21 protein-coding genes are annotated in these 23727 nt (G+C 49.7%); 6 read left to right on the top strand and 15 right to left on the bottom strand.

Features of this window, described 5'->3' with window-relative positions; all coding sequences use genetic code 11:
* Positions 1-19: 19 nt before the first annotated feature.
* Complete coding sequence (locus tag ACYQ8U_RS10535) at positions 20-793, bottom strand: NRDE family protein (protein WP_459945500.1); 774 nt, start codon at positions 791-793, stop codon at positions 20-22.
* Between the two features lie 18 nt (positions 794-811).
* Entirely contained in the window at positions 812-1030 is a 219-nt protein-coding gene (locus ACYQ8U_RS10530; protein ID WP_459945499.1) for a hypothetical protein, read from the bottom strand.
* Between the two features lie 229 nt (positions 1031-1259).
* Here ACYQ8U_RS10530 and ACYQ8U_RS10525 point away from each other — a divergent pair, with 229 nt between their 5' ends.
* Together ACYQ8U_RS10525 and ACYQ8U_RS10520 are read left to right on the top strand one after the other, a co-directional pair.
* A complete protein-coding gene (locus ACYQ8U_RS10525; protein WP_459945498.1) occupies positions 1260-1778 on the top strand; it encodes an NUDIX hydrolase in 519 nt (172 codons plus the stop codon).
* A gap of 101 nt (positions 1779-1879) precedes the next feature.
* Complete coding sequence (locus ACYQ8U_RS10520) at positions 1880-2257, top strand: DUF2237 family protein (protein WP_459945497.1); 378 nt, start codon at positions 1880-1882, stop codon at positions 2255-2257.
* 58 nt (positions 2258-2315) lie between these two features.
* Here the strand turns inward: ACYQ8U_RS10520 and ACYQ8U_RS10515 are convergent, their stop codons facing one another.
* A complete protein-coding gene (locus ACYQ8U_RS10515; RefSeq protein ID WP_459945496.1) occupies positions 2316-2873 on the bottom strand; it encodes a DJ-1 family glyoxalase III in 558 nt (185 codons plus the stop codon).
* A 150-nt stretch (positions 2874-3023) separates the two neighbouring features.
* On the opposite strand from ACYQ8U_RS10515, the gene ACYQ8U_RS10510 reads away from it, so the two are divergent.
* Positions 3024-3716: an arginine N-succinyltransferase gene (locus tag ACYQ8U_RS10510; protein WP_459945495.1), complete on the top strand. Its 693-nt coding sequence runs from the start codon at positions 3024-3026 to the stop codon at positions 3714-3716.
* Between the two features lie 163 nt (positions 3717-3879).
* On the opposite strand, the gene ACYQ8U_RS10505 is transcribed toward ACYQ8U_RS10510, so the two are convergent.
* Positions 3880-5592, bottom strand: a complete 1713-nt coding sequence (locus ACYQ8U_RS10505) for a tetratricopeptide repeat protein (RefSeq protein WP_459945494.1) — start codon at positions 5590-5592, stop codon at positions 3880-3882.
* A gap of 110 nt (positions 5593-5702) precedes the next feature.
* Positions 5703-8993: a transglycosylase domain-containing protein gene (locus ACYQ8U_RS10500; protein WP_459945493.1), complete on the bottom strand. Its 3291-nt coding sequence runs from the start codon at positions 8991-8993 to the stop codon at positions 5703-5705.
* A 421-nt stretch (positions 8994-9414) separates the two neighbouring features.
* Here ACYQ8U_RS10500 and ACYQ8U_RS10495 point away from each other — a divergent pair, with 421 nt between their 5' ends.
* The 3 genes from ACYQ8U_RS10495 to yhbY all read left to right on the top strand — a co-directional run bounded on the left by ACYQ8U_RS10495 (position 9415) and on the right by yhbY (position 12746).
* Entirely contained in the window at positions 9415-10956 is a 1542-nt protein-coding gene (locus tag ACYQ8U_RS10495) for a LysM peptidoglycan-binding domain-containing protein (protein ID WP_459945492.1), read from the top strand.
* A 179-nt stretch (positions 10957-11135) separates the two neighbouring features.
* Positions 11136-12341, top strand: coding sequence for a TraB/GumN family protein (locus ACYQ8U_RS10490; RefSeq protein WP_459945491.1), 1206 nt, complete (start codon positions 11136-11138; stop codon positions 12339-12341).
* 66 nt (positions 12342-12407) lie between these two features.
* Complete coding sequence (gene yhbY, locus ACYQ8U_RS10485; protein ID WP_459945490.1) at positions 12408-12746, top strand: ribosome assembly RNA-binding protein YhbY; 339 nt, start codon at positions 12408-12410, stop codon at positions 12744-12746.
* Positions 12747-12800: 54 nt separating this feature from the next.
* Here the strand turns inward: yhbY and ACYQ8U_RS10480 are convergent, their stop codons facing one another.
* From ACYQ8U_RS10480 to nusA, 10 genes are all read right to left on the bottom strand, one after another.
* The gene (locus ACYQ8U_RS10480) at positions 12801-13568 is read right to left on the bottom strand and encodes an MBL fold metallo-hydrolase (protein WP_459945489.1); all 768 of its coding nucleotides are present in this window, start codon (positions 13566-13568) and stop codon (positions 12801-12803) included.
* Between the two features lie 5 nt (positions 13569-13573).
* On the bottom strand, positions 13574-14029 hold the full coding sequence (dut, locus tag ACYQ8U_RS10475) for a dUTP diphosphatase (protein ID WP_459945488.1): 456 nt from the start codon (positions 14027-14029) through the stop codon (positions 13574-13576).
* Positions 14030-14141: 112 nt separating this feature from the next.
* Positions 14142-16220, bottom strand: a complete 2079-nt coding sequence (gene pnp, locus ACYQ8U_RS10470; protein ID WP_459945487.1) for a polyribonucleotide nucleotidyltransferase — start codon at positions 16218-16220, stop codon at positions 14142-14144.
* Positions 16221-16416: 196 nt separating this feature from the next.
* Positions 16417-16686 carry a 30S ribosomal protein S15 gene (gene rpsO / locus ACYQ8U_RS10465; protein WP_136813285.1) on the bottom strand — a complete coding sequence of 90 codons (270 nt, stop codon included), beginning with the start codon at positions 16684-16686 and terminating at the stop codon, positions 16417-16419.
* Between the two features lie 265 nt (positions 16687-16951).
* Entirely contained in the window at positions 16952-17704 is a 753-nt protein-coding gene (gene truB / locus ACYQ8U_RS10460; protein WP_459945486.1) for a tRNA pseudouridine(55) synthase TruB, read from the bottom strand.
* A 41-nt stretch (positions 17705-17745) separates the two neighbouring features.
* A complete protein-coding gene (locus tag ACYQ8U_RS10455) occupies positions 17746-18759 on the bottom strand; it encodes a DHH family phosphoesterase (RefSeq protein WP_459945485.1) in 1014 nt (337 codons plus the stop codon).
* A complete protein-coding gene (gene rbfA, locus ACYQ8U_RS10450) occupies positions 18728-19150 on the bottom strand; it encodes a 30S ribosome-binding factor RbfA (protein ID WP_459945484.1) in 423 nt (140 codons plus the stop codon). Before rbfA ends, ACYQ8U_RS10455 begins: the two co-directional genes overlap by 32 nt.
* Before the next feature lie 13 nt (positions 19151-19163).
* On the bottom strand, positions 19164-21959 hold the full coding sequence (gene infB / locus ACYQ8U_RS10445) for a translation initiation factor IF-2 (protein WP_459945483.1): 2796 nt from the start codon (positions 21957-21959) through the stop codon (positions 19164-19166).
* Between the two features lie 101 nt (positions 21960-22060).
* Positions 22061-22267, bottom strand: a complete 207-nt coding sequence (locus ACYQ8U_RS10440; RefSeq protein WP_459945482.1) for a DUF448 domain-containing protein — start codon at positions 22265-22267, stop codon at positions 22061-22063.
* Positions 22264-23658, bottom strand: coding sequence for a transcription termination factor NusA (nusA, locus tag ACYQ8U_RS10435; RefSeq protein ID WP_459945481.1), 1395 nt, complete (start codon positions 23656-23658; stop codon positions 22264-22266). Before nusA ends, ACYQ8U_RS10440 begins: the two co-directional genes overlap by 4 nt.
* Positions 23659-23727 lie beyond the last annotated feature (69 nt).

The raw sequence follows: 23727 nt of genomic DNA, 5'->3' as shown, positions 1-23727 counted from the left end.
GAAGAGGAGGACGCGTCACCTAGGCTTGCATAGTATGACGGACAAATTTGCTGGTGATACCCTGTGCAGCTGATTTGTGCCTCGTTTTTTCTATAAACTCAATATTCCCGCCATCAGCGACGGTGACCACCGCCGAAGACCGGGTGCCGTAATCGACGCCATCGATGCAAATAGTGCCCAACAGCCTCTCCCACTCGAGGCCAACTTTGGTGTCCGGCAACTGTTCGTCCAGTGGACGAAGGCTGTCGGCAAGCGGAGTAAAGAGCAGCATGGGATCCAGGTGCTTCGTCTCCACCATGTCTTGATAGAGCAGTGCCTTGCCTCGAACCACTTTAGGCCAGGGCGTATCCAGCAGATGATTGCTGAGACCGTAAAAACCGGGAGCAAGAAGCTGCGGTCCGACCGATCTATTGGAATAATAATAAAGATCCCTCCTGTCGCCAAGAAGCAGGTTAAAGCCGTTATAGCCGCCACCATTCTCAGCCAGTGCATGCACATAATGTCCGGCATCCTGGTGACCGGTAAGATAATCCATGAGGATCTCCCCGCGGGAGGGGGCATCCGCGCGGTTCGTTTCCGGTTGCCGATAGTTGGTAATCGCGGCAAATTTCAACTGCGCGGTAATGCCGAGCCAGGTGCCGCCGCCCTGCAGATCCCGCCCGGCAAGTATCGTTTTCTCTGCATCGAGAAAAGCCAGTGGGGCAGTCGGCCGACGAAGAAACTCATCCCGATTGGCGGCGACGACCAGCCTGTAGCCGGGGGTAGTTCGATATGACAGGAACAACAGGCACATAGTTTTTTTCTCTCAAGTCTATGGCAGCCGAGGCCATTCCACCCCTTTTTCCTCCTCGACCAGATAACAGAATTTGGCCCAGGCAAACTCTTTTTTCGAGACAGGACACCTCAGGGTGATTTTGTGTTCGTCGATGGCGGCAATCTCCCAATCTCCTTGACGGCGAGAACCTTCAATACGAATTTTCTGGCCGACCTGGAACGGATACGGCTTAAAAACAGTCACGTCATGCTTCATGCTAATCTCCCCACTTTTACCATAATCTTAAACAATTCAATCTTTCCGTTGACCACACAGGCAAGAGTATAACAATTTCCAAAGGGATGTCCATGCCCAGTTGAACACGGCCTCTGCCCTGTGGAGCGCCGGGCAGAGTTGCATTTTAAAAGAAAATGGGTATTTTATAGTAAGAATGATTTTCACTCAACACGCAGCAATTACCTCAACTTGATGGCGTTGTAAAAACATGTCAAAATTGCCCCAAACGGCATCTGCCGCCGTTGCTATTATAAAAAGCCTTGCGCCCTGCGAGAGTTTTCTCATTCTGAGGAGAGTTGCTCACCCGGAAGATCCATGGTCCGGCCATTTTTCTTTTCCCGGCGGCAGAAAGGAAGCTCATGACCCGGACCTCCTGGCCACCTGCATCAGGGAGACAAAAGAAGAAACCGGCATCCTCCTCAATGCCGCGCAACTGCAGCGACGCTTTTCCCTTGAGCCGGCAGGTCTCAACCTCCGAAGGCCTCTCTGGGTGCAGCCGTTCCTCTTCACCATCTCAAGCCCCCCGCCCCTTTCGCTTTGCCGGCGGGAGATCCAGGGCGCATACTGGCTCGAGACTCAGCTGTTTCAAAACATGGACCTGCATGAAGACGTGGAGATGGCTCCAGGCCGCCTTTTCCCTGCCTACCCTCTCGATGACTACTATCTGTGGGGCTTTACCTACCGACTTTTACAGACCGTTCTGCGGACGGACAACACACAGAAATAATTTGCCATTTGCAGGCAATCACTTATTAATATAAGAAGAACTGGACGAGGCAAGGAGGCGTTTGGGATTATTATTTGCCATTGCAGAAAAGGACAACTTGTATGACTGAATATAAAAATGTTCTCGGCACCCCTCTGGAGATATGCAGTATCGAACCGTTGACCGGTTTTACCCGGGAAGGCAGCTGCAAAGTGACTGCCGATGATTACGGGGTCCATGGCGTCTGTGTACAGGTAACTGAAGAGTTTTTAGATTTCTCAAAAAAGAGGGGCAATGATCTATCCACCCCCATGCCCATGGCCGGCTTCTCGGGTTTGCAGCCGGGGGATCGATGGTGTCTGTGCGCCTCGCGGTGGAAAGAGGCCCTGGACCATGGCGCTGCACCTTTGGTCAACCTGGCCGCAACCCACGAAATCACCCTTAACTTTGTCTCACTCGAGGATCTCCTTACCCATTCGCTGGACAATGGTCATAGTTAGACAGGTTCCGGCAGGAAAAATCTATTTGTCCTGCCGGAAAACATAGGGGTGCCAGGCATCACCCATGAATGGCCATGCCCTTGGCTACCTCTTTCTTTTTCGCTTCTCCCAGCAAAAGACCGACCAGTTCCAGTGCAAATTCAATAGAGGTACCCGCGCCTCGACCGGTGACACAGTTTTTATCGATAACGACACTTTCCCCGGCCTTCTCCTGAATGGTCAACTGATCGGCAAAGAAGGGATGACAGGTCGCTCTCTTGCCTTGCAGCAGTCCATGGTGTTGCAGCACAACAGCAGGAGAAGCACAGATGGCTCCGTAGAATTTACCTTGGTCATTCTGTTTGCGTAAGAGTTCTGCCAGAACGGGTGAATTCTTCAGATTTTCAGCCCCGGGAATCCCACCGGGGAGGACGATCAAATCATAGTTTTTTTCCTTGCAATCCACAAGTAAACTGTCGGCCATGACCTGTACATTATGCGACGAGGTCACCAGCAGAGCATCGCCGATTGCCGCTAAATCGACATCAGCTCCGGCTCGACGAAAGGCGTCAACAACACTCAGCGCTTCGATCATTTCAAAGCCTTCGGCAAGAGGAACGAGAATTTTTTTTGCCATGGTCATCTCCTGTTGAATTTTGATCTTTTCACCCGACAAAATAGAATAACGTTTAATACGTTTTTGTTATACAATAGAACTGTAATAAGTTACCGCACATTTTCCGGTGCACTGCATACCTCGAACACAACAGATAACAGGAAAAAAACTATGACAGAAGAGCTACCAAGTCAAACAGCACAAAAACCAAAGCAGAGTTTTTCCGGCATGCAGGTGCTGGGGATGGTGTTCGCGTCGACGTGTTTAGCCATCGTCGCGACCGCCTTGGTGATAAAATTATTTCTCTTTCCAGCTCCCTTTAAACCTGTGGTGCTGACGCCAAAGGAATCACAACAGTTGACGGCAAAACTGGAAAGGTTTGAGGGCTTCAAGCAGCAGGCTGCCCCGAAAAAGAGCGAATACACCAAAGATGGCACCCTGGTGCCGGAACAATACAGTGAAGTCGGATCGACTCGGGATATTGATTTCACCGAACGTGAATTGAACGCCATGGTTGCCAAAAACACTGATCTGGCAGACAAAGTGGCCATCGATCTTGCGGAAAATATGGTCAGTATCAAACTGCTCATTCCGCTGGATGCCGATTTTCCAGTACTCGGCGGAAAAACACTGAAAGTGAACACCGGGGCGGAACTGGCCTATCGGGAAGGACGGCCGGTAATTAAATTAAGGGGTGTCAGTCTTATGGGGGTTCCCATGCCCAACGCCTGGCTGGGCGGAATGAAGAATATAGATCTCATCAATGAATTCGGTGCAGACGAGGGTTTCTGGAAAACCTTTGCCGACGGCGTTGACTCTATCAGTGTGGTGGAGGGATTGCTAAAGATTCGCCTGAAAGAATAACCGGCAAGACAAGGCCACTGTTGTGTGCAACAGTGGCCTTGTCTTGCCCCCAGCTTGGCAATGTTCACTGTGTGATAGGCGGCTGTGCTCCCAGCGTCGTTTTCACCGGCGGCATGATAAATGCGCTATCAATTCCATCACCCTGAACCGGAGGGGCACCGTTCTAGTCAGCCATAAATACCAGGTTAGGGTCGATAGCGTTCATTTCCTGCTCGACCCGCTCAATATTACCCCGCACTTTGGAGGCAATTTCCACTTCGGGATATTTGACAAGAATATTTTTCAAATATTTGCGTGATTCCACCAGGAGTTTCTTGCGACTTTCCAGATCAGTCGTCTTGGTATATCTGATAAACAGATCGGCTGCTTTTTTTCGGTCAGCGTTTGCCGCATCCAGTGTCAATTCACTAATTTTTGCTCTAGCCTTGGCGGAGTATTCAGTATCAAGCAGACTGGTGAATACTCCGATTGCCTCTTCATATCGTTGGCTATTGACCAGCAACATGCCGTTGTTCCACTGGTCCTGCAGGTCCTGCATCACAACCATTTTACCTGTTTCGTTTTCGACCGCCTCAGCCTGAGACAGTTGTTCATATTTTGCCTGAAGCTGCATCTGTTTGTCTGCGCCGAGAATATCGGTCGGCATGGTTTCCAGAAGCCGAAGGGCCTCGGAAAATTTCTTTTCAGCGGCAAGTCCATCTACTTTTGTCATGAAACCGTTAAACCACTTGTCTGCGTCATTCGAGACTGAATCTTTCATCAGGTCTACATTTGATATAACCAGTGAATACGGATAGCTGTTCATAAATTTCTCAGCCTGCCAGACTATCTTATATCCATCTCGCTCAGGGACGTATCCTAAGAAGTTTCTGAGTATTTCAGAAAAATCGTTGAGTTCCGGGCTGTCTTGCCGAGAGCTCTCGAGTAACGACAATTGCAGTTTGGACCATTCTTCAAGCTGACCAATTTTCAGAGAGTCCTCGGAAATTTTTTTGTATTCGGTGGATGCCGAGGGGTAATTACCCGAGGCGGTATAGAGATCGGCCAGCAACTTGCGCAGAGAAACCAGATCGGTGGCCTGTTCTTCGGAAGCGGACATCTTATCGACCACCTGCTGATACATCTCCGCCGCTTTTTGCTCCTGCCGGAGGTGGATCAGCGCGTTGCCGTAAAGAATTTTGCTTCGAAGACTTATCCGGCCACGTTCAGATTCGGGGATCTTCAGCCACGTCTCGATGACACCATCGTATTGCTTATCAGCTGCATATCTGTCAATCAGGGTTTCCAGCTGCAACAGATCGGTCCCGACCGTCGGCTGCTTCCAGCCGGCTCCTTTATCTTCGGCATCATCCAGGAGACGACCGCAGGAGTTTTCCAAAAAGGCAATATCACTCCTTTGCAGGTCAAATATTTCCTCATTACTGATTTTTGTTGCAACATCCATCGTATCGGCCTGGAGCATCTTGTCGCGCAATTCGGTATAGCCGTTCAGCACGTCCTGTAACCGGCGAAAACAGCGGACCATTTGCACTGCCTCTTCATCTTTCAACTTCATGGTAAGCGACTGACGGTCCAATTCTTCCCAGCGGTCAAGCTTTCGCTCGTACTCAGAAATTCTGTCATTAATATACAGGTCAGAGGGTAGCACGACCCCGCCACTTTCTTGAATCGGCTCTTCCTGTTGCTCCCCGATATCCATATACTTTGGCCGCTCTAAACTTGGACCATCAATATTCTCCGGAATATAGACCGGTGATGAGGGAAGAGTAGACGGCGTTGAAGGAGGTTGGTCTATCATCGGTTTTTCCGGAAGGGCGCAGCCACCCAGATGGACAATACAAAAAGCAACAAAGGCACCCTGGATAATTTTCTTCATAAGTTTTTCTCAATCGGTTTGGCGTTGATATTTTTTCTTGTTTTATTAACGGGATTTACTTTTTAGGAGTACATAATCATGTTCAATAATTCTGCAAAGAAGTCGACCCGTCACTGTCCAGCTTCAGCTGCCGTCTTCCAGAATGGCTGAAAACTTCTGTCCATGACAAGGCGACCGGTGTCGGTCTTCCGGCCAAAAGTCAGAATTGATGGTTGAGAACGCATTGTGTCGCTTACCTGAACCACTGGTTCAATGACCTTTCCGCCCTGATCCGGTTGTACCGCGACGTTTAACTGGCCGAGGTCGTCCCTTTTGATCGCCAGATCATTGGAAGAAAGCCCCACCGGGTCAAGCCGGCCGAGGTAATCCTGCTCCCGCAAGAGTACCGTGGCAATCTTACTCCATGCGGGTAGGGCACCGGCAGACCCGCTTATACGACTTGATTTCCGCCGCATCGGATCATTATTGTCAAACCCGACGTAAACTCCGACAGCATACCCGTCCCGCAGGGTCATTGCCACTCCGTTTTCAGTCATTTCCGGCAAATAACCAAAAAAAGAAGCATTGGTATAATTGTTCGCTGTGCCGGTCTTGCCGAGTAATGGCACGACAAGATTCAATTTGGTCCCCTTTGCTCCAGGCACCTGGTCGTCACTCTGCAGTTTGACTTCTTTCGTGGCCCCTCGTCCAGTACCGAATTTCACAACATTTTCAAGAATCGAACCGATCGCCATGCTGGCCTTGGCGTCGACCACCTGTTTTCTTACCGGCTTCGGCTGAAAAAGAATGTCCCCCTCGGCTGACTCGATACGATCGAGAATCGCCATGGCATCGTTGTTTTCCTCCTGCTCACTATCGCCGAAGGTAGCAACCTGTCCGGTGACCAGTCCTTCATACATTCTGGTGGCTTCAAGCAAGGTGACAACATTTGACCCGAGGGGAAAAGAGAGTACCGGCTCAAGACTGCTTTTAATGCCGAGCTGCTCCGCCAGGTGAATGAGATAATAGAGCCCTACGGTAATGCGAAAATCCTCTACCTGGGCAAGAACCTCAATACTGTAGGGCAATTCAATGCTGAGCTTTTCGTACTCATACTCTACCTGTTCGGCCACCATATCAAAGGCCGCGACGGTCAACCTACCATTCAACCTGATGTTTTCCCAGAATCGTACCTTTTCTTCATTCCCCAGCCAGGCAAGGTGATCCCGCAGTTCAACCGGGTTCACATAAGACAGGTTTGGCGCCACGTTTTGTTGTCGCATAAAATAATACTCGCCGGTCTGCCTGTCCGTATAGAGCGAAAATGCACCTGCAGAAGCAAAAACATCAGGCTCGGCAAATTCATCAGCTGGTTCGATAAGCAGCCGGTAGGTTGTCAATTCTTTTCTAAGCGGTTCGAGCAGACGAAAATGATTGGCAAGAAGGGTCTTGCGCAACCTCAGTTCACTCACTTCATATCCGGCAAGATTCGTTCCCTGCTGCGCCAGTTCTCTATCAATCCGGCGGGAAAAATCCTCATAATTAAGCCCGTACGGTAATTCCTTCAACCATTGGTATTCCTTCATCATTCTATCAAATATAAAATCCGTTTCCAGATTTTTAACCGCCAGACGGTAGGCCGTGGCGCGCAGGATTTCGCGATTGATCTGGATACCGTAACGATCACGGATTTTTGCCCGATAGGCCCGGTATGGTTCTTCTTGGCCATCGACTGTTTTCGGTCCCAGGCCAACCTTTTCAGCAACCTCGATCAACTGTGCGCGGGTAAGCTGATCACAAAGATGCGCCGCCAGCCATACAGAGGCAAGATTTTCCGAGTGCACCCCGGCCCAGTTCATAGAGACCCAGGCATGGGGGCTGGTGTGGTCCGGTCGTGGATAGTAGGGTTGATTATGATAGACAAAGACATTCCGACGGTTATTCAACATATCGGCGCTGTTCCAGCCAAGCTGCAAGGCTGCCGTGTACACCAGCGGTTTGAAGGATGAGCCCATGGTCCTTCTCGCGCTGACAGCCCGATTGAAGAAGCGGTTCTCTGTCCCGCCTGCCATGCTTTTTATATTCCCATTGCGCAGAACCAAAGCGCCACCCTGCACCTGTGGATATTTTTGTAACTCGAGCATCGCATTTTCATTTTCCGTAATCTCACGGACACTTACCCACACTCTATCGCCTGGCAGCAGTTGGGCGACCAGATTAGCCTGGTCTCCCTTCTCTGTTTCACTCCAGCGATTCTTCTGCCACTTGAGTCTTGCCGTGACCAGATCGGCAAGTCCAGCGGCGTCTATCGTCCCCTGACCCAACTGTTTATCGAGGGAGACCGTAATGTGGATATTTTTTCCTTTGCCGGTAATCTTCTCCACATGGCCAAAGAGAAATGCATCTTTTTGCAGCACCGAATCTCCAGTATACTCAAGGTCAGCCAGCTCGGCCTGCACCTCCTGCCGTTCATACCCCCTGAGGCGGACATCGAGTCTGGAAAGCTCTCCACGCAGAATGGCAAGTGTATCCGCCTGAAGCTCTCGGTCAATGGTGGTGATCACTCGTGCTCCAGAGGTTGCGATATTGTCCACGCCATGGGTCAGAAGAGCATCGAGCACCTCGGTTGAGGAAACGGCATCCCGGACTAATTCCATTGCGTAGTCAAGGTCAAAACCAACCTTGCCTTTGTTAAACTCAATTTCGCCATTGACTGCTTCGTTGTAGGCGAAAGCGTCGATCATGCCCAGATCCCGCATGCTATCGAGAACATATTTCAAACGAATTTTTGCCCGGGATCGGGCAAGCTCGGATGCCTCCTCGGTTTTTTTAATAAACGGATTATAATAATTCGGTCTTTTTACGCTTCCGGCAATAAAAGCACACTCAATAAGCGATAATTCGCCCGGCGTTTTATCAAAGTAGTATCGCGCTGCAATTCCTAACCCATGACCATTGCCACTCACGTAGAATTGATTGGCATAAAATTCAAAAATCTGCTCCTTTGGGTAGTAATATTCCAACCGTAAAGCAAAAAGGAGTTCCTTGACTTTTGCCTCAAGTGATCTTTCGGTTCGTTTAAAGAGATTCTTTGCTGTCTGCTGCGTCAGGGTGCTGCCACCCTGAACCACTCGGCCGGCTTGAATGTTTTTCACCATTGCTCGACCGATGCCGACAATATCGAAGCCGAAATGTTCGAAAAACCTTTTATCTTCCGAAGCCACCATGGCATTGATGAACTGTTCGGGAATCTCATTGTAGGTAATATATTGACGATGCGCAGTGTCAAAAAAAACGCCAAGTTTCGTCACCCCGTCACTATAATATACATGACTTTCTTTACCGAGAATGGAACGGATATTCTCAATCTGAATCTCCTCCCCAGGTTCTAAGACGACCAACCGATAAACATATCCCAGCACAGCTCCAATCGTAATGACACAAACGATTACTGCGAAAATAAATATTTTTTTCAACATGATTTCAAATTATTTTTTGTGCAAAGGACATCTGACAGGGTATATCAAGCCAACCCTGACCATGATTGGGGTATAAACCTTGCATTTACTCAGCAGTTCGGTTTTAAATAGTTGCCAGTTATATTTTCCGCCGGACAGCAAAGAATGTACATGGTTAGCCGACATATCTCAACAGGCTAATTACGAATTTGTCTGTCTTTTTCATAAACTTTCCTGTCACGGACGACGAACAATTCGACAAATGACTTCCCTATATACAACGCTTGCGAAAGGCTTCGCTCTATCGTTTTTTGCAATTTTTCTGTCAAGTTGTGCAAACGACAACAATTTTGGCAAAGCTCCAGATTTTTCCACCCGGGAGGCCTTGGAAAAGGCCACTGCTGAACTCTCCGAAGAGGAACTCAATAACACCGAGTCCAAGGTGTGTCTCGACGAAGAACTGGTGGCCCTCAGCCAAACGGGGACCTGGGATGAAAAACCGTTACCGGACATTGCTCCCCTCACCGACAGTGGCGTTTATGACTTTCCCGTAGTACTGAATAACAAAGTGAAGATGTACCTCGACCTTTTTCAAACCAAGCAGAGAAATCAATTTAGCCAGTGGTTGGCCAGATCAACAATCTATCGGTCAATGATGGAGAAGGAACTGGAGGAAGGCGGGCTACCCAAAGACCTGGTTTATCTGGCCATGATTGAGAGTGGTTATGACCCACTGGCCTGCTCCAGTGCAAAAGCAGTGGGACTCTGGCAATTCATGCAGGCAACCGGCAAGCAATACGACCTGCAGGTCGACAAATACGTCGATGAACGCCGCGATCCATTAAAGTCTACCAGGGCCGCCGTAACCTATCTCGCTGATCTGTACAAAGAATTCGATGACTGGCATCTTGCCGTTGCCGCCTATAACGGGGGACCGGGAACAATCCGCAACGGGTTAAAAAAGCATAACGTTGACAACTTCTGGGATTTGGCCGCTCAAGAATATCTGCACCTGGAAACCAAACGGTATGTACCAAAACTTATTGCTGCACTCCTGATCGCCAAGAATCCTGAGAAATTTGGTTTCACTGATGTAAAGTATCATAAAGATGTCCGCTATGACACACTCACGGTAGGCCCAGGCATGAGCCTTGAGGCTGTTGCCCTGATCAGCAACACCAGCACCAAAAAAATACAACAGTTGAATCAAGAGCTGCGGCTTGGCAAAACGCCTCCCAATAGAGAGCACTATGCCGTGAAAATACCGCATCAAACAGCAGCGATCGCGTCGAAAAACCTTTCCCGTCTGCACAGTATTGTCAGCACCGACTACAAAACCCACAAGGTTAAAAAGGGTGATACGTTAACGCAAATCAGTAAAAGATATGACGTTAACAAAACGACTCTCCTCAAGGTAAACGACCTGCGTAGCAACAAACTTGCCTCCGGCCGAAACCTGAGAATTCCCTACAGCACCGTTCGCTACCAGCTCCTGCCCGAAGGGTCGTCGAAAGCTCTGATCGCCTCCAGGGAGAATCTTGTCCTGCACCGGATAAAGCCAGGCGATACGCTGTCAAAAATAGCCAAACGATATAACATACCACCTGAAATGGTTGTTCGCTGGAATGGTTTAAAAAATGCTCACTCCATACGGGCCGGGCAACAAATTGCTCTGTATATTGACCAGGACAATACCATGAAGGTTGGAAAAACTGCGCCCTCCGTCGCTTCCTTGAAAGCTGACAAAAAGAAATTTGCAAATACCAAAGCCGATACCCCGTATGAATGGTATAATGTACAAAACGGGGATTCACTCTGGACCATCTCCAGGAAATTCAGTGCGTCGACTGCTGATATTAAAAAATGGAACAATTTGAAGTCAAATCGTATTCAACCGGGTTCCCAGCTCAAACTGAAAAAAGTATAGCTCAGCAACCTGCAGCCATCACAAAATATCGCAGCTCGCTCCGATTTCTACATGACAAAGCTTTTATTAGTGGCTACCTTCCATCCTGACGTTAGCATTCCTCTACACCAAAAAGAGTTTTGCTCATCCGAGAAATAGTCTCCGACCGGCTCACAGACTCTCAGCAAACAACAATAACCATGCCAATAACCGATGCACCTTTCCCAGCCCATGCAAACTATGGGACCGATGTCCATGTTGTCGAACACGGAGACAAAACTGTCCTGCTTGTCGGCACCGCCCACATTTCACAACAATCTGTCCTCCTGGTCAAAAAAGTCATCGAGCAGGAACACCCCGACTGTGTCTGCCTGGAACTCGACGACAAGCGATATCAGGCCCTCACGCAAAAAAAACGTTGGGAATCTCTTGACTTAAAAACAATTATCAAAGACAAGCAACTCTCCACCCTGCTCGTCGGTCTCCTCATGGCCTCCTATCAGAAACGACTCGGTGGCAGGCTCGGTATCACCCCTGGCGCGGAGCTGCTGATGGCTGCGCAAACCGCAAAAGATCTGCACATTCCTCTCTCCCTCTGCGATCGGGATGTACGCATAACACTTCGTCGCGCGTGGAAATCCACTTCTTTTTTTAAAAAAGGCTATCTGCTCGCTTCGCTGTTGGCAAGCCTGTTTGATAAGACCGAAATATCCGAAGAAAAACTGCAGGAGCTTAAACAAAAGGATGTGCTGACCGAGTTAATGGAGGAGATGGGCGATACCTTGCCTGATCTGAAGCGGGTACTGATTGATGAGCGGGATATTTATCTCGTCGAAAAAATCAAGTCCTCGCCCGGAAGAAGAATCGTTGCCGTGGTCGGTGCCGGTCACATTGCCGGTATGCTCCGACAATTTGCTGTCGACAATAAACATAAGATTGCTGATGTCACCCTTATCCCCCCGGTATCACAGGGATACAAAATAGCCGGATGGACTATACCTCTGATGATCATCGGTTCTCTCGGGGTCATTGCCTCGCAAAAAGGGATCTCTGTCGCCGGAGATAATATTCTCTTCTGGATTCTCGCCAATGGCATCCCTGCCTCTATTGGCGCCCTGTTGGCCCTGGCCCATCCTCTGACAACGTTAAGTGCCTTTGCCGCCGCCCCGATAACCAGCCTGACGCCAGTCATAGGAGCCGGCTACGTTACTGCATTTATTCAAGTCATCGCCTGCCCGCCGGTAGTAAAGGAATTTGAAACGGCTGGAGAAGATATCGGTTCTTTCACGGGCTGGTGGAAAAATCGTCTTCTCAGGGTCTTTTTAGTTTTTCTCCTTACCGGTCTTGGATCGGCAGTAGGTACGTGGGTTGGCGGCTATGAAATTTTCAAGAATTTGATCGGGTGAGAATATATTATGTCTCTCGACTGTGTTGTTTCTTGCAATAAGTTAATTTTTAAAGGAAATATTTGAATGTCTGAACAAAAGTCTCAGCCGGCACTCACGCTGACCACCCGGCAAAAACAATTTCTCAAAGGGCTTGCCCATTCCCTCACCCCTTTTGTCCAGATCGGCAAGGAAGAATTAAGCCCGGGACTTTTAGAAACGATCAAAACCGAGCTCCTTCGCCACGAGTTGATCAAGGTGAAAATCGGCAGCAATTGTGCACTGGATAAACACAATACGTCCATCACCATCGCCGAACAGACGGCAAGCGTTTTAGTCCAGTTAATCGGCAAGACAATTGTCCTCTACAAACCCAATCCCAAAAGAGCCAAAGAGAAAAGAATCCTCCTGCCTAAAGCCGGCTGATGCCTGCCAACTCATCGAAGTTGGCAGCCGCGGCGCCCAACCATGCTGACTGTATTACAGTTCCATCAGCAATGTTGGCGCCGCCTGGGTAGCTGTCACCAGCGAGGTTTCTCCCCACTCCCGCACAGAAAGTAATGCCGCTTTTCGGGCAAGTTCCGGAGTGTTATTTTTCTCACTCAGATGAGCCAGCACAACGACACGAAGGTGATCGCCAATAAGGCCGGCGAGAAAATCGGCCGCATCTTCATTGCAGAGATGCCCCTGGCTGGACCGAACCCGTTGCTGCAAAGACAAAGGGTATACACCGTTCTTCAACATCTGCAGGTCGTGGTTGAACTCCAGGATGAGACCATTGCATTCGGCCAGTCTTCTGCCTATCAGATGGGAAATCCTGCCGGTATCGGTACAATAGCCGACACTCCTCCTGCCGTCACTGACCACATAGCCCACCGGATCGGCTGTATCATGGGAAATACGAAATGATCGAACCTGCAGGTCGTCTATCTGCAGCAGATCCCCTGTCTCAAATTCTGTCCGGGCAAAGAGCCTGCCCAGGCGATTTTCCCCGGATGAAAATGTCCCGCCATTGCCGTATGTGGGAATTTTGCACCGCCTGGAAAGGACTCCGACTCCCTGGATATGGTCGTTGTGCTCATGGGTGATACACAGTGCCCGGACATTCGATACGTCACGGCCGATCGATTTCAACCGTGTCTCAATTTCTCTGCCGGAGAACCCGGCGTCAATAAGGATACCGGTTTTGCCGCTCTCAATATAGACGGAATTGCCGCTGCTGCCACTGCCCAGAACTGAAAAAAGCATTTTTGTCAAACCCCTGTATGCCCGAAGCCGCCGGAATTTCTTTCGGTTGTGTCCAGAGCAGCCGTTTCCACCCAAACTGCCTGGACTACCGGTGCCAGAACAAGCTGGGCAATGCGATCACCTCTGGTTATTGTATAGGGATGTTGCCCAAGATTAATCAGGGCGATCTTCACTTCCCCACGATAATCGGCATCAATTGTTCCCGGACTGTTCAGGACGGTCACACCGTATTTGACAGCTAGGCCACTGCGTGGCCGCACCTGCAATTCATAGCCGCCAGGCAGGGCAACACCCAATCCGGTCGGTACAAGAACCCGCTCACCCGGCTCTATAATCAGGTTTGTACGCACCGCAGCCTCGACATCCATGCCCGCTGCGCCCACGGTTTCATATCCCGGAAGATGCAGATCGCGTTCATTTTCCGGAATCAGCCAGCACACTTTGACTTTTTCCTCTTTCATTGGTGCTCCCTGTGTATTGCACTCATCATCTATGATCGTTCTTTATGAAAAAAGCCGACTTCCTCAGAAGAGAAAGTCGGCTTCAAAACAACATAACAGCACCGAGGAGGTGTTACTCCTCCATCAAAGCCTTACGGCTCAAACGGATCCGACCGCGATTATCCACATCGAGAACCTTGACTTCAATGACATCGCCTTCCTTGACCACGTCGGTCACTTTAGCCACCCGTTTAACATCCAGTTCGGAAATATGCACCAGCCCATCGGTGCCCGGAAGAATCTCGACAAAGGCGCCGAAGTCCTTGATTGTTTTTACCGTGCCCTTATAAACGGCCCCTACTTCGGCCTCGGCAGTAATTGCCTTCACCTTTGCCACAAGGGCATCGGCGAGCTCACCACTGAGGGCAAACATTTTTATAAGGCCGGAATCATCAACTTCAATCTTCGCATCGAATTCAGCGGACAGTTCCTTGATAATCTTGCCACCAGGCCCGATAATATCGCGAATTTTATCCGGATTGATTTTATGAACCATATATTTAGGGGCATGTTCGACAACCTGAGCACGAGATTTGGTGATGCCTTTCAACATCTCGGTAAGAATGTGTACACGTCCTTCTTTTGCCTGCTCAAGGGCTTTGCCCATGATGGCCCGATCAACACCGTCGATTTTAATATCCATCTGCAGGGAGGTAATACCGTCACTGGTGCCGACAACCTTGAAGTCCATGTCACCCAGATGATCTTCGTCACCAAGAATATCCGACAGGATAACAACCTTGTCCCCTTCTTTTATCAGTCCCATGGCAATACCGGATACCGGTCGCTTCAAGGGAACCCCGGCATCCATCATCGCCATGCTGCCACCACATACCGTGGCCATGGACGAGGAGCCATTGGATTCAAGAACTTCGGAGACCACCCGGATTGAATAGGGAAAATCTTCTTCCGCCGGGAGCACCGCTTCAAGTCCGCGGGTGGCCAGTGTGCCATGACCAATATCACGACGGGATGGCCCCCGTAGAAATCGTGCTTCACCTACACAGTAGGGCGGGAAATTGTAATGCAGCATAAAGCGGTTGAGCTGCTCCCCCTGCAGGGTCTCCACCCGCTGTTTGTCGCGCTCACTGCCAAGCGTTGTGGTTACCAGCGCCTGGGTCTCGCCACGGGTGAACAGCGCTGAGCCATGGGTACGCGGCAAATACTCTGTTTCACATTTAATCTCGCGGATTTCGTTAAATTTTCGTCCACCGATCCTGATTTCACTGTTGACGATCTTGTCGCGCATGAAAGATTTTTTATAGGCGGAGAGCAGCTCTTTAACTTCACCGCTCTTTTCCCCTTCCGGATCAAGTTCGGTCAGCACCTCATCCTTGAGCATATCATAGACGGTGCCGCGTTCTAATTTGTCAGAAGTATTGAAAACCTTTTCCATCCCCGCTGCCGCGACTTCACGGACCTTGGCGAGAAGCGCCTCATCAACCTTCGGCGTCTCAACCACTGCCTTGGTTTTGCCGGCAGATTTCTGTAATTCTTCCTGAATATCGATAAGCGGCTGCAAATGCTCAAAGGCATAAAAAATACCGGAGAGGACTTCATCCTCACTCAGCTCATCAACCTTGCCTTCAACCATGACCACGGCTTTTCGAGTGCAGGCGACCATTATATCCATCGATGACTTGGCCAGTTCGGCAATTGTCGGGTTCAGTATATACTGGCCGTCGATATAACCAATTCGACCGCCGGCAACCGGTCCGGCAAACGGTATATTGGAAATGGTCAGGGCACATGAAGCTCCGGTCAGGGCCAGTACATCCGGCAGGATGTGCTGGTCTGCAGAAAGGACGGTGGCAATAACCTGGGTTTCCGCCGAGTAGCCCTTTGGGAAGAGCGGGCGCAGCGGGCGGTCAATAATTCTACAGGTGAGCACCTCATTATCACTTGGCCTGCCGATTTCACGCCGGAAATAGTTTCCGGGAATTCTGCCGACCGAAGCAAGTTTTTCCTGATATTCAATGGTCAGGGGTAAAAAATCCGCGTCCGGCTTGCTCTTGCCGGCACCGACCACAGTAACCAGCACCATGGTATCTCCTGAACGTACAACGACGGACCCTGATGCCTGTTTGGCAATTTTACCAGTTTCGATGGATATGGTCTTTCCACCAATTTCTGTTTCTACTTTGTTCAACATGTTTTCTCCAGATGTGCAGCATCAGGGAAAGGCGCAGCGCCAACTTTCCGACTGGATTATCCACCAGCCCCGTATGCTCTATTTTCTCGGTTTTCCTTAAACAACAAAAACCTCAAACAGCTCCTAAACCGAGGGACTGTTTGAGGTAAAATGGCACTATGCCCAGGCCCATACCTGCACCTGGCGGCAACAAACCTTACTTACGCAGACCAAGTTCCTGCAGCATCGTTCTGTATTTGTTGACGTCTTTCTTCTTTAAATAATCAAGCAGACTTCGTCGCTGACCGACGAGTTTGAGCAGTCCCTGTCTTGAATGATGGTCCTTTTTATGCACTTTAAAATGCTCGGTGAGGTACTGAATACGATCAGTTAAAAGGGCAATCTGCACCTCGGACGAGCCGGTGTCGGTTGGATGAATCTTGAATTTCTCGATAATCTCATTTTTGCTTACTGCTGACTGTGCCACGACAATCCTCCTGAAACTGTATAGTAAATATCTGTTAGTTACCATTCATTGCTTGACAATATTCTATAGTCTTTTTTCAAAACTATCTACTCATTACAACAATTGGTCTGCGAATTTGGTGGCGAACCCTGCAGACCAGCTAGATACCTTGTTAGTGCCTGAAAAAAGTCTTCACGGCTGCGTTTCTCACGAGGAGGGAACGAAAAAAATGACAATTGATAGAAGTTACTATAAACATCACGCACACACTAGCCAACTCGAGTGATTATTGCAATAGTTTACACACCTCATCAATAGTTATCATCCTGCGCCGGCAGTGCTGCAATGCCTCCTCGCTGCTTAAATCATCCCAGGTCAAACTGTCGTCGACCGAGAAGAAACCACATCTTGTCCGCCGTAATTGGACAAGATGTGCGCCGCAGCCAAGACTCCTGCCAATATCTGCGGCCAGGGTCCGAATATACGTGCCTTTACTGCAGACAACCCTGATGCTAAGCTTCGCTTCCTCTCCGGAGAGCATTTGACCCGCATCGGTTCGCTCAAGGGTGAAAATGTCTACCGGCCGGGCATCTTTAACAATATCGATGCCTTTACGGGCATAATAATAGAGCGGCTTGCCGTTATGCTTCAGGGCGGAATAGGCCGGCGGCACCTGCATTTGTCTGCCCCTGAATTTTCGCAGACATTCCTCAACTTCAAGGGGTGATAACTCGCCGAGCGGAGTGCGGGCTGTCACCGTCCCTTCGGTATCGTGCGTTGCTGTTTCAACCCCCAGCCGAAGGGTGGCCAGATACTCTTTTTGCCCGTCCATGAACCGCGAAATAAGCTTGGTGGCCGGCCTTCCGGCACAGAGGATGAGCAGCCCGGTGGCAAAGGGATCAAGCGTCCCGGCATGACCAACTTTTTTAATCTGCAGGATTCGGCGCAGCCGGCTTACCACGCCAAAAGAACTTATGTCGACCGGTTTATCAACAAGAAACACACCGGCCTCTCCCTCAAGTTTCGTTTTCGAAAACATCACAACCTGCAATAAAAGCGGCGAATCAGCGAAAGACGCGCTTAATTTTCTTCTTTCAAGGCCTTCGAGAGGACATCCGTTAATTCCAGACGCACCTGCTCGATCGATTTTCCGCTGCAACGAAAACCAGCCGCATTCCGATGCCCGCCACCTTCAAACAGTTTGGCGACTTCAGCCACATCGCACTTGCCCTTGGCCCGGAGGCTCACCGAAATGAGATCATCATTTGCCTCTTTTATTAAAACGGCTACCTTCACCGAACGGAGTGATCTTGGAAAATCAATAAACCCTTCCACATCCTGCAATGAAGCGCCACTTTCTTCGAGCATACGGTTTGACACATGCATAAAGGCAATCTGGTCGGCTTCGACAGTACGTAGGGTCGAAAGAACCATCTCCATCAGTTTTAGCCTTTCCCGGCTGAAATTATCATAGAGATGCCGGCAGACCTCGTCCGGACGCACCCCCCTTTCCAGGAGTTCGGCGGCAATCTGCATTGTTCTGGGCCGCGTCCCCTCATAACGAAAAGAACCGGTATCGGTGCAGATGGCGACATAGAGATTATAGGCACAGTTATAACTTATCGGAGCACCAAGGGCCAAGGCCAGCTCATACACCATCTCGCCGGTGGAGGATTTTGTCATTTCAACCCACCTGGCCGTACCAAAATCTTCATGGGACTGGTGATGGTCAATAACCACAAAGGGAGAGCTTTGCAGAAATTCACGTTTGGATGAACCTAACCGGTCCTCATCACCGCAATCAAGGGCAATACTGATTACATTTGCACCGGCGGCGGCAATAAAGGATCGGTACTCAGCAAGGCTGGTATGGGCTTTATCTCTATCAGGCAAGAAATCATACAAATGAGAGACTGGTTCTTCTAAAAAACAGAATACAGTCTTGCCGAGCGCTTCGAGAATATTTGCTAAACCAAACAAGGATCCCAAAGCATCTCCATCGGGATGCGTATGCGTGAACAGCACAATGTTGCTGCTTGCGCTAATTTCTTGGATTATCCGTTCAGGAATCATCCTCTTGGGATTTTCTTTCATTGGCAATTTCCTGAAAAATTCCATCCAGCTCCGCCACTTTTTCCACTATAGTGTCATATCGAAATAAAAGCGCTGGTGTAAAACGTAAATTGAGCGTTTTGGCGATATGGCTGCGCATAAACCCCTTTGCCCGCTCCAAACCGATACCCGCTTCCTTGATTTCTTTTTTTCCGCCCATAACGGTGAAAAAAATTCGGGCCAGGCTTAAATCGTCTGGAACTTCAACCCGTGAAATATGTACGCCCTGCAGCCTGGGATCTCTGACCTTGCTGATCAACAGAGTAGACAGCTCATTTCTGATAGCTTCCGCCACCCTCGATGATCGTTTTTGCTCATTTTTTCCACCGATGCCGATGGAGTCAAGTGTCTGTTTTGGATCCCAGCTTGCCACGTTATACCCTTTTTTAAGAGAGAGTTGCCTCGATTTCCTTCATCACAAAGGCCTCGAGATGATCGCCGACTTTAATATCGTTGAACTTCTCGACACCGATACCACATTCATAACCGGAAGTCACTTCTTTCACATCGTCCTTGAACCGCCTGAGAGATTCAATCTTTCCGGTGAAGATAACCACGCCGTCGCGTAACACCCGAATCCTGGCTGTGCGGAGGATCTTCCCGTCGATTACAAAACTGCCGGCAATGGTGCCGATTTTCGGCACGCTGAAAGTTTCCCGTACTTCGGCGGTACCGATAACCTCTTCCTCGAAGGTGGGTTCCAGCATACCGACCATGGCCTTACGTATATCGTCCAAGGCGTGATAGATAACATCATAGGATCGTACGTCGACATTCTCCTTGACGGCCAGCTCTTTGACCTTGGCACTCGGCCTGACATTGAAACCGATGATAATCGCATCGGATGCCGAGGCAAGAAGAATATCCGACTCAGTAATCGTGCCGGTCCCCTCGTGAAGAATCCTTACCTTGATTTCTTTGGTGGACAGATCTGCCGCAGCCTTGGCAAAGGCCTCCAAGGTACCCTGCACGTCGGCCCTCAGAACAACGCGCAGCTCCTGCACTTCGCCTTCGCTCATCTGTTCAAACAGTTTATCCAGAGAAATCTTACTGTTCGCACCGAGCTCACTTTCTCTGGCCTTGAGGGATCGTACCTGGGAAACATTTCTGGCCATCTTCTCGTCGGTGACAACGATGAATTCATCGCCTGCGCTCGGCACACCGGACAGCCCCTGCACTTCGACAGGAATTGACGGCCCGGCCTCCTTGATTTTTCGGCCCTTATCGTCGAGCATGGACCGGACCTTGCCGCTGAACTGTCCGACGACAAAATATTCGCCGAGATGCAAGGTGCCATCCTGAATGAGAACGGTCGCCACCGGTCCCCGGCCTTTATGCAGCTGGGCCTCAAGGACTCGCCCTCGTGCCTTCCTTGTGCTGTCAGCCTGCAGTTCAAGGACTTCTGCCAGCAATTGAATAGATTCGAGAAGATTATCAATACCGATGTTTTTCTTGGCTGAAGTCTCACAATATATCGTATTACCGCCCCAGTCTTCAGGCATGAGGTTCAAGTCGGAAAGCTCCCGCTTGACTCTGTCGATATCGGCATTCTCCTTATCTATCTTATTCACTGCGACAAGAATCGGCACATCGGCAGCCTGGGCATGATGAATAGCCTCCCGGGTCTGATCCATGACGCCATCGTCGGCGGCGACGACAAGAACGACAATGTCGGTTACCTGGGCGCCGCGGGAACGCATTTCCGTGAAGGCGGCATGGCCCGGCGTATCGACAAAAGTAACATCTCCCGAGGCCGATCGCACACGGTAGGCGCCGATATGTTGCGTAATTCCACCAGCTTCACCTTCTGCAACATCGGTTTTGCGAATTGCGTCAAGGATTGAGGTTTTTCCATGATCGACATGACCCATTACCGTCACTACCGGCGACCTGGTCTTTTTTACCCCACCTTCTTCCGACTCGTTGAGCATCTGCATGCCGATTTCTTCGGTGATGCCCTGCTCGACCTCATAATCAAAATCGGCGGCAATGAGTATTGCAGTCTCCGTATCAACAGATTGGTTGATGGTCGCCATCACCCCAAGTCCCATTAATTTGGCAATGACATCACTGGCTTTAATTTTCATCCGCTGGGCAAGATCACCAACAGTGATAGCGTCATACACCTTAAATCGTTTTTTACTGGCCTTCATTTCAGCCGGCGGCGAGATAATTTTAGCGGCCTTTCTACTTCTTTTGCCACGCCTTCCACCTTCAGTCCCCTGATAATCTTGAGCAAAATGGGTGAATTTTACATTCTTCTGAACCTTCTTCACTCCGCGACGAGCTTCGATAGTCTTGTCTTCTTTGACCGGAATATTTTTCTTGCCTTTTTTCTTCAGGCGTCCGCTATCATCAGCTACAGGAGGCGCCGGGGTTCTGGAAGGAGCAGGAGCAGACGGTCGCGTTGAGACCGGCTTGACGAATTTCTTCTTCTCCGGACGGGATGGTGTTTGCTGTTGCTCAACCATACCAGGCAGTTCAATGGTGCGTATCACTCTCGCCATCGGTTTTTTCTGCACAGCTGGCTTGCCTTTCTTAACCGGCCGAACCTCAGCATGTTTTTTTGTTTCAGCTGTTGCCCCGGCTTCCATCGGAGCCAGGTCGCCGGTTTGTTCTTCAGCAAAGGTGCTGACTTTCACCCCGCCCGGCTCTTGTTGCTGCGACTCTTTTTCGGCTGCAGGAGCCTGTTCCTGTTCGGTGACGACTTCCGACTCTTTGGTCTCTGTTGCGGCGGATACGTCTGCTGCAGGTTCAGCAGTGGCAGCTTGCTCTTTCTCGGCTGCATGCGTGGTTTCAGGCAGAGAAATCTCTTTGATCTCTTCCTCTACAGCCACAGTAACCGGTGCCTGTTCCTCAGTCTTTTCTCTTGCTGCCACGACTTCCGGCTGGACTTCCGGTTCGACTTCCGGGGCCTCCTCAACAACCTGCGGTCTGCGCCGTATGACGGTTGCTCGACGCCGGATCACTGTTGGGCCATCCTTATTGCTGTCAATACGCTTTTCAACAAGCTTGGTATTTGTCGATTTCAGAATAGTCTTCCGAATCGTTTCAGCCGTTTCGTCGTCAACAGATGAACTGTGGCCTTTGATATCAAAGCCGAGTTCAATAAGTTTATCCGTCAACGCTTTACTGCTCATGCCGGCCTCCTTGGCCAACTCATACACCCTGATTCTGCTCATCCTTTACTCCCGTATTGCATCGCAACAGTCATTTCATCCATCAAGCTACCGAGGTGAACGTATCCGCCCAATCCTTGATGAATCATTTTAAATCTCTCTATTCAAAGACGAAACAATCTTTTCCATTTTTTTTTCTTGTCAAAAAACAGCTCTATACATTGCCCATCTTTGCAACAATAGACACCCCTCCCGAGTAGTATTTGTCTGGGATCAGGCTCTACCTTTTCATTTTTCCATACATAACGCTGCAGCGACTGTTTCGTTTTTTTTTTGCCGCATGAGCAACAGGTTCGCAGTGATGCTGTCATTCTTTGGGGGTATCGACGCTATCCGTCTCTTCCGCCCCTTCATCTTCGTGCATTGTTTCTGCAGGGACAACATCCACTTCCTCTGCTTGAGCAACCGGCACCTCATCTTTTTCTTCGGTGGCCTCGGCAATATCCTGCGGTTGTGCTTCTTTGGCCACAAAGGGTATTGTCTTCGCTTCTTCGATCAATCTTTTTGCAAATTCTTCATCAATGGATCGTATGACGATAAGGTCTTCGACACTTTTTTCGGCAAGTACCGCCGTGGAAAAAATATTTTTAGCCAATAACTGGTCGGCCAGAGATTCATCAACACCCTGGAGTTTCAGCAGCGACTGATAGCCCTCATTCGACAGATTATTGTACCGCTGCTCACTTTTCACATCTATGCGCCAGCCAATCAGTTTGGAAGCAAGGCGAACATTCTGGCCCTGTCGGCCGATGGCCAGGGAAAGTTGATCGTTGGGCACAACCACCAGCAGCGAATTGGCATCTTCATCGGCCATAACCATACTGACATGGGCAGGAGCCAGCGCGTTGTAAACATACTTAGCTGGATCAGGACTCCAGGTGACTATGTCGATACGCTCACCCTGCAATTCCTGCACGACATTTTGCACCCGCGACCCCTTCATGCCGACACAGGCGCCCACCGGATCGACGTCGCCCTCGGAAGAACTTACCGCTATTTTCGCCCGAAAGCCGGGTTCCCGGCTGACACCCATTACCCGAACGATTCCTTCAGCCATTTCCGGCACTTCCAGCTCGAAAAGTTTTCCGAGGAATTCATCACAGGTCCTGGACAGAATCAGCTGTGAATCTCGGCTGGTCTGCCGCACCTCTTTCAGGTAGGCCCTGATCCGATCGCCCTGCTTAAAAGAACGTTTGGGAATCTGTTGATCTTTCGGCAAAATTGCATCCGTCCGCCCAAGGTTGACGATCATATTGCCCCGTTCGAAGCGTTGCACTATGCCGCTGACCACCTCGCCGACACGATCTTTGAACATGTCGTAAATGACTTCCCGTTCAGCATCCTTCATTCTGTGAATGATAACCTGCTTGGCTGACTGTGCAGCTATTCTGCCCAGATCAGCGATATCCTTCATCTTTTCACCAAGCTCATCACCAAGTTGTACTTCGGGATCGAGTTTTCTGGCTTCATCAAAAGATATTTCCGTCTGCTCGTCTTCCGCCTCTTCAACCACTATTCTAAACTGGAAGACCTCTACTTCACCAAATTCCTCGTTGTAACGAACTTCCATATCTCGACGGCTGCCGAATTTTTTCCTGGCAGCAGACTGAACCGCCTCTTCGATGGCCTCTATCAGTAATGTTTTATCAAAACCACGATCTCTACTGATCTGGTCGATTATACGTTTCAAATCTGATAGCATTCTCTTACTCCGTCATTATGACTTTCAGCTCCGACATGCGGAGAACATTGCATTGTGCAAACAAGATGG

This window comes from Desulfocastanea catecholica (genome assembly GCF_054657295.1).
The sequence above is the reverse complement of the archived record's forward strand: the minus strand, read 5'-3'. Positions and strand labels throughout refer to the sequence as shown.